At 69.8% G+C, this 5,525-nt stretch carries 8 protein-coding genes; 4 read left to right on the plus strand and 4 right to left on the minus strand.

What is annotated here, in order from left to right:
* Window positions 1-192, plus strand: a 192-nt coding sequence (locus Q0C81_RS09175) for an RtcB family protein (protein WP_291836742.1), incomplete at its 5' end; no start/stop codon positions are given.
* A gap of 40 nt (window positions 193-232) precedes the next feature.
* Here Q0C81_RS09175 and Q0C81_RS09180 read toward each other — a convergent pair.
* Window positions 233-1,075, minus strand: coding sequence for a thioesterase family protein (locus Q0C81_RS09180; protein ID WP_291836743.1), 843 nt, complete (start codon window positions 1,073-1,075; stop codon window positions 233-235).
* A 180-nt stretch (window positions 1,076-1,255) separates the two neighbouring features.
* On the opposite strand from Q0C81_RS09180, the gene Q0C81_RS09185 reads away from it, so the two are divergent.
* Genes Q0C81_RS09185 through Q0C81_RS09195 form a run of 3 tightly spaced genes read left to right on the plus strand, consistent with a single transcriptional unit; the run spans window position 1,256 to window position 3,017 of the window.
* Entirely contained in the window at window positions 1,256-1,750 is a 495-nt protein-coding gene (locus Q0C81_RS09185) for a helix-turn-helix domain-containing protein (RefSeq protein WP_291836744.1), read from the plus strand.
* 47 nt (window positions 1,751-1,797) lie between these two features.
* Window positions 1,798-2,394, plus strand: a complete 597-nt coding sequence (locus tag Q0C81_RS09190; protein WP_291836745.1) for a DNA-3-methyladenine glycosylase I — start codon at window positions 1,798-1,800, stop codon at window positions 2,392-2,394.
* Between the two features lie 23 nt (window positions 2,395-2,417).
* A complete protein-coding gene (locus Q0C81_RS09195) occupies window positions 2,418-3,017 on the plus strand; it encodes a ribonuclease HII (RefSeq protein WP_291836767.1) in 600 nt (199 codons plus the stop codon).
* A 3-nt stretch (window positions 3,018-3,020) separates the two neighbouring features.
* Here Q0C81_RS09195 and Q0C81_RS09200 read toward each other — a convergent pair whose 3' ends face one another.
* The 3 genes from Q0C81_RS09200 to pyk form a co-directional block, all read right to left on the minus strand.
* The gene (locus tag Q0C81_RS09200) at window positions 3,021-3,269 is read right to left on the minus strand and encodes a hypothetical protein (protein WP_291836747.1); all 249 of its coding nucleotides are present in this window, start codon (window positions 3,267-3,269) and stop codon (window positions 3,021-3,023) included.
* A gap of 50 nt (window positions 3,270-3,319) precedes the next feature.
* The gene (locus Q0C81_RS09205; RefSeq protein WP_291836749.1) at window positions 3,320-4,360 is read right to left on the minus strand and encodes a DNA adenine methylase; all 1,041 of its coding nucleotides are present in this window, start codon (window positions 4,358-4,360) and stop codon (window positions 3,320-3,322) included.
* A 20-nt stretch (window positions 4,361-4,380) separates the two neighbouring features.
* Window positions 4,381-5,525, minus strand: a 1,145-nt coding sequence (gene pyk / locus Q0C81_RS09210; protein WP_291836751.1) for a pyruvate kinase, incomplete at its 5' end; no start/stop codon positions are given.

Below are 5,525 nucleotides of genomic sequence, written 5' to 3' on the forward strand. Positions count from 1 at the left end.
ACCGAGGCCAAGCGGCGCTTCACGGTGGAGGACCACGTCCGCGCCACCCAGGGCGTCGAGTGCCGCAAGGACGCGGACGTGATCGACGAAACGCCGATGGCCTACAAGGACATCGACGCCGTGATCGCGGCCCAGTCCGAGCTGATCGAGGTCGTGCACACCCTGCGGCAAGTGGTGTGCGTGAAGGGATGACGGAGGCCGGTCGTGCGCAAGCGCGGCCGGCTTTCGTCGTTCAGGCTCTCGGCGCCCGCGAGGCCAGCACCTTGCGAAGCTGACGCCCGACCGCCAGCGGCCGCCCGTCCTGGGCCCAGGCCGTCGCGTCCTCGACCGTCCAGCCGCCGTGACTGTCGCGCGAGACGAACTCGAAATAGGTCCAGCCGTCCGGCGCCGCGTCCTCCGGCACCGGGCCGAAGAAGTCGTAGCGCAGGTCGGCGGTGGCCGAGACCGCGGGCGGCGGCGGCAGCATGGTCCAATAGACCGGGAAGGTGGCGTCCAGCAGGAAGGCCAGCCGGGCCTCGTCCAGCGGCTTGCCGTCGACGGTGCGCATCCACACCCCCATCCGGTCGGTCTCGTTCTTGCCGAACAGCTGGATGCCGCCGACGAAGCGGTGCTCCACATGGCGAATGAAGTGCGGTCCGAACTGCGGGTCCATCGGCGTCAGCGGCTGCTCCAGCAGCGGCGGCGGGGTGATGGAGGCGGCGCGCAGCTCCGGCCCGTCGCCGGGCTGGCCGAAGGTGATCAGGCCGCTCATCGCCAGCCGGTCGCCCTGCCCCGCCCGCACCGAAGCGTAGGCCGCCGAACGGCCGCCGCGCAGCAGCTCGCTGGTGATGGTCAGCGGCTCGAACCTGGCCCCGATCAGGAACTGGGTCGCCACGGTGCGCAGCGGCGCCGTGATCCCCAGCGTCTCGCGCGCCGCCTTGGCCGCCAGCGCCGCCATCAGCCCGCCGAAGGGCGAGCCCTTCTCGGCCGGCCACGCCGTCGGCGCATTGGAGAATGAGCCGGTCATCGGCGCGATCAGGCCGCCCTGTCCGTCCTCGGTCAGGGTCAGGGCTTCGTCGAGGGTCTGGTGCGTCATGCGATCGGTCTATCGGCAGGAAAGAGCGGGCGGAAGACTGGAATCTTCCGCCCGGAAGTCGAGGGATAAGGATACGTCGGGCATGCGCCGGAACGTGTCCGTAGCCAAACAAGACTGACCTAGTGGGTTCAGATTGGCAACCCTCTTGCAAATCGCCTGACGCGGCGTCACCTTTGCGTCATGGGACGCACAGCCGACTACTCTCGCCAGAGCTGCACCGTCGCCGCCACCCTCGAGGTGATCGGCGACCCGTGGACGATGCTGGTCATCCGCGACGCCTTCAACGGCGTCAGCCGCTTTGAGCAGTGGCAGGAGCGTCTCGGCGTCGCCCGCAACGTGCTGGCCGCTCGGCTCAAGACCCTGGTGCAGCACGGCGTGCTGGAGCCCCGCCTCTATTCCGAGCGCCCGCCGCGCAACGAGTACGTCCTGACCGCCAAGGGCAAGGACCTGTACGGCGTGCTGGTCACCCTGCACGCCTGGGGCGCCAAGCATGTCTACGGCGAGGAGAACGCCGGCCTGACCATGGTCCACAAGGAATGCGGCCACGACCTGTCGCCCCGCATCGCCTGCGGCCACTGCAACGAGATCGTGCGCCCCCGCGACATCCAGCTGATCCACGACCGCAGCCGCATGACCGTCGGCGAGGTCATGCCCGCCAAGGACGAGGCGGCCTGACGGCCGCCGCCTTTCACTGACGCGGCGTCGGAGGCATCCTCCGCGCCATGACCGACTCACACGCCGACGGCCGCTGCGGCTGGTGCGGAACCGCCGACCCGCTCTACATCGCCTATCACGACGAGGAATGGGGCGTGCCCGAGTACGACGCCCGCGCCCTGTGGGAGAAGCTGGTGCTGGACGGCTTCCAGGCCGGGCTGGCGTGGATCACCATCCTGAGGAAGCGCGAAGGCCTGCGCGACGCCTTCCACGGCTTCGATCCCGAGATCGTCGCCCGCTACGGCGAGGACGACATCCAGCGCCTGCTGGGCGACGCCCGCATCATCCGCTCGCGCGCCAAGATCAACGCCGCCATCCGCGGCGCGCAGATCTGGCTGGAGATGCGCGACAATGGCGAAGACTTCTCCGCCTGGCTCTGGTCCTTCGTCGGCGGGGCGCCGATCCAGAACGAGTGGGCCGATTTCCGCGACGCCCCGACCCAGACCGAAGCGTCCGTCGCCATGGCCAAGGCGCTGAAGAAGCGCGGCTTCAACTTCTGCGGCCCGGTGATCGTCTATGCCTTCATGCAGGCCGTGGGCATGGTCAACGATCACCAGACGACCTGCTTCCGTCACGCCCAGGTTCGTGCGATGCCCCGCCCGTGAGTTCTGACCGCACCTTCCCGACCCTGGCGCTCGAGACCCTGCTGGCCCAATCCAGCGGCGGCCTGGTTTGCGGCGTGGACGAGGCCGGGCGCGGACCCTGGGCCGGTCCCGTCTCGGCGGCGGCGGTGATCCTGAACCCCGACGACCTCCCCGAGGGCATGGACGACTCCAAGGTCCTGACTGAAAAGCGCCGCGCGGCGCTGGAGCCCCAGATCAAGGCCCGGGCGCTGGCCTGGGGCGTCGGCTTCGCCTCGGCGCGCGAGATCGAGGAGCTGAACATCATCGGCGCCACCGGCCTGGCCATGTGCCGGGCCATCGAGGCCATGGCGATCCCGCCGGTCGCGGCGCTGGTCGACGGCAACTACCGCTTCAAGCTGCCTTGCCCGATCCAGACGGTCGTCGGCGGCGACGGCCTCAGCCTGTCCATCGCGGCCGCGTCAATCCTGGCCAAGACGGCGCGGGATCGGGTGATGATCGAGCTTGATACGCTTTATCCGGCCTACGGCTTCGCCCGGCACAAGGGCTACAACGCGCCGATCCACTCTGAAGCGCTGCAGACCCACGGCCCCTGCCCCGAACACCGGCGCAGCTGGGGTCCGGTGAAGGCTCTGCTGGGAAGCTAAACTCTAGATCTGCAGCGCCCCGCCCAGCAGGGCGCCCATCAGCGCCGCCACGACTCCGCCGCCGACGATCACGGCCCAGCCGGGGATGGCGCGAACCATGTCGCCGACCGTCGGCTCGGGTACGACCGGCGCGTCGTTGGCGATCTCGGTGCGGAAGCGGGCGGCGGTGGGCGGTTTCCACGCCACCGCCTCGAAGGCGTCAGCGGCCCGGCCATAGGCGCGGGCGCCGTGCAGCCGGTGCGAAGGGGTCATCGACAACGGTTCCATGGCGGACACAACGGCCCCGGACTCCGACCGTTCCCTTAAGCGGCGTCGGCGAGGTCCAGCCGGCGCTCGCCGACCACGAACAGGTATTCGACGTTGCGCAACCGTCCGACCGTCCCGACCTTCTCACCCTTGGGGCTGTGGATGCCGATGCGGGCGCCGACGTAGCGGGGCCGGGCGATCTCGATCACCTGCACCTCGCCGCGCGTGGACAGCATGGCCACCAGCTGCTCGCGGCTCAGATAACCCTCGTCGTTGAAGGACACGACCAGGTTCGGCGCCTTCAGCCCGCCGATCACCGCCTCCAGCGCCGGGCCGATGCCGGGGCGGCTGTTGAAGGCGCTCTTGCGGGTCTTCACGTCGATCCGCTTGTTGGCGACGCCATAGGTCTCGGGCTTGTCCCACAGCACCAGACTTTCCCAGCAGTGATAGTTCCCCAGATAGGAATGCTGGTTGTAGGGCGGATCCAGGTAAACGAGGTCGGCCTCGATCTCCGGCGCGAGGGCCACCGCATCCGCATGGGTCGCTCGGCAGGGTCCGCCCGCGACACCCGGCAGGATGTCCGGCATGCGCAATTCCAGCGGCTTCAGCGCCCTCGGGGCCCAAGTCTTCATATAGGCCATCTGCAGGCCCGCCGTGGAATCCACCCGGTCCGCCGCCTCCATCAGGGCGACCAGGGCGATGGCCTCCAACTCCGGCTCAAGCGCCAGGGCGGTGATCCGGTCGCGCATGGCGTCCACCACCGCGCCGTTGTCGGGATGGAAGAAGCGGGCGTCCTCGCAAAAGGCCTTGGTGAACCAGCCGCGCGCCGGCGTGACCGTGCGCAGCTCGGCCAGCACGACCTCGGCCCGCTCCAGCCAGCGCTCGCGGTCGGCCTGCACATAGGCGGTGGCCAGGGTGTGGGCGTAGGCGTTGTGATCGTTGGACCAGACCCGGAAGCCCTGTCCCTTCAGCGCGTGCCCCACCCGGGCCGAGCCGGAAAACAGGTCGCAGACCGTCCCGCCCTGCGGCAGCAGGGTCGCGACCGTCGCTGTCACCTGGCCCAGCAAGGCGCGCTTGGAGCCGATGTATTTGATCAAGACGCCCCCTTCGCGAGGGATCAGGCGCGGCCCTTGCCGCCCTTCTTGGTCGGAGCATGCGCCAGACGCAGCAGATTCGCAGCCCCCGGCGCGCCGAAGGGCGTGCCCGCCAGGATCAGGATGCGCTGGCCGGGCTCGGCCAGGCCGTAGGTCATCGCGCTGTTCACCGCGTCCTCGGTGACGTCCTCCAGCGAGGTCGGCTCCTTGCCCAGCCGGGTCTCCAGTCCCCAGACCAGCGCAAGACGGCGCGCGGTGTCGGGATTGGGCGTCAGGGTCAGGATCGGCTGCAGCGGCCGTTCGCGGGCCATGCGTCGAGCGGTCCCGCCCAGGGTCGTGAAGACCACGATACAGGCCGTCGCCTGCGAGTCCGCGGCCTTGCGGGCGGCGGCGACCAGGGCGTCGACGTCGTGCTCCTCCATGCCCGCGTGCTCGGCGTCCATCAGGCTGGGCCACAGGGGATCCTGCTCCACCCGCTCGATGATACGGCTCATGATGCCCACGGCTTCCAGAGGATACTGGCCCGAGGCGGTCTCGGCCGACAGCATCATCGCGTCCGCGCCCTCATAGACGGCGTTGGCGACATCGGACGCCTCGGCGCGGGTCGGCGCCGGCGACGCGGTCATCGATTCCAGCATCTGCGTCGCCACGATCACCGGCACGCCGCGCTGGCGGGCGGAGCGGATGATCTGCTTCTGCGCCACCGGGACCTCCTCCGGCTCCAGCTCGACCCCCAGGTCGCCGCGGGCGACCATGACGCCGTCGCAGTAGTCCAGGATGCTCTCCAGCTGGGCCAGGGCCTGCGGCTTCTCGATCTTGGCCAGGCAGGCGGCCCGTCCCTTCACCAGTTGCTTCAGCTCGGCCATGTCCTCGGCCTTCTGGACGAAGCTGAGGGCGACCCAGTCCACGCCGATGCGCAGGGCGAAGGCCAGGTCCTCGCGGTCCTTGGGGGTCAGGGCCGAGACCGGGATCACCGCCTCGGGCACCGCGACGCCCTTGCGGTCCGACAGCTTGGAGCCGCTCTCGACCGTGACGTCGGCCCAGGTGTCATGGCGCTCGCCGACGCGCAGCCGCACCCGCCCGTCGTCCAGCAGCAGCAGCATGCCGGTGCGCAGCGCCTTGAAGATTTCGGGGTGGGGCATCTGAACCCGCGTCTCGTCGCCGGGCG

The sequence above is a fragment of the Brevundimonas sp. genome, assembly GCF_023259385.1.
GTDB lineage: Bacteria > Pseudomonadota > Alphaproteobacteria > Caulobacterales > Caulobacteraceae > Brevundimonas.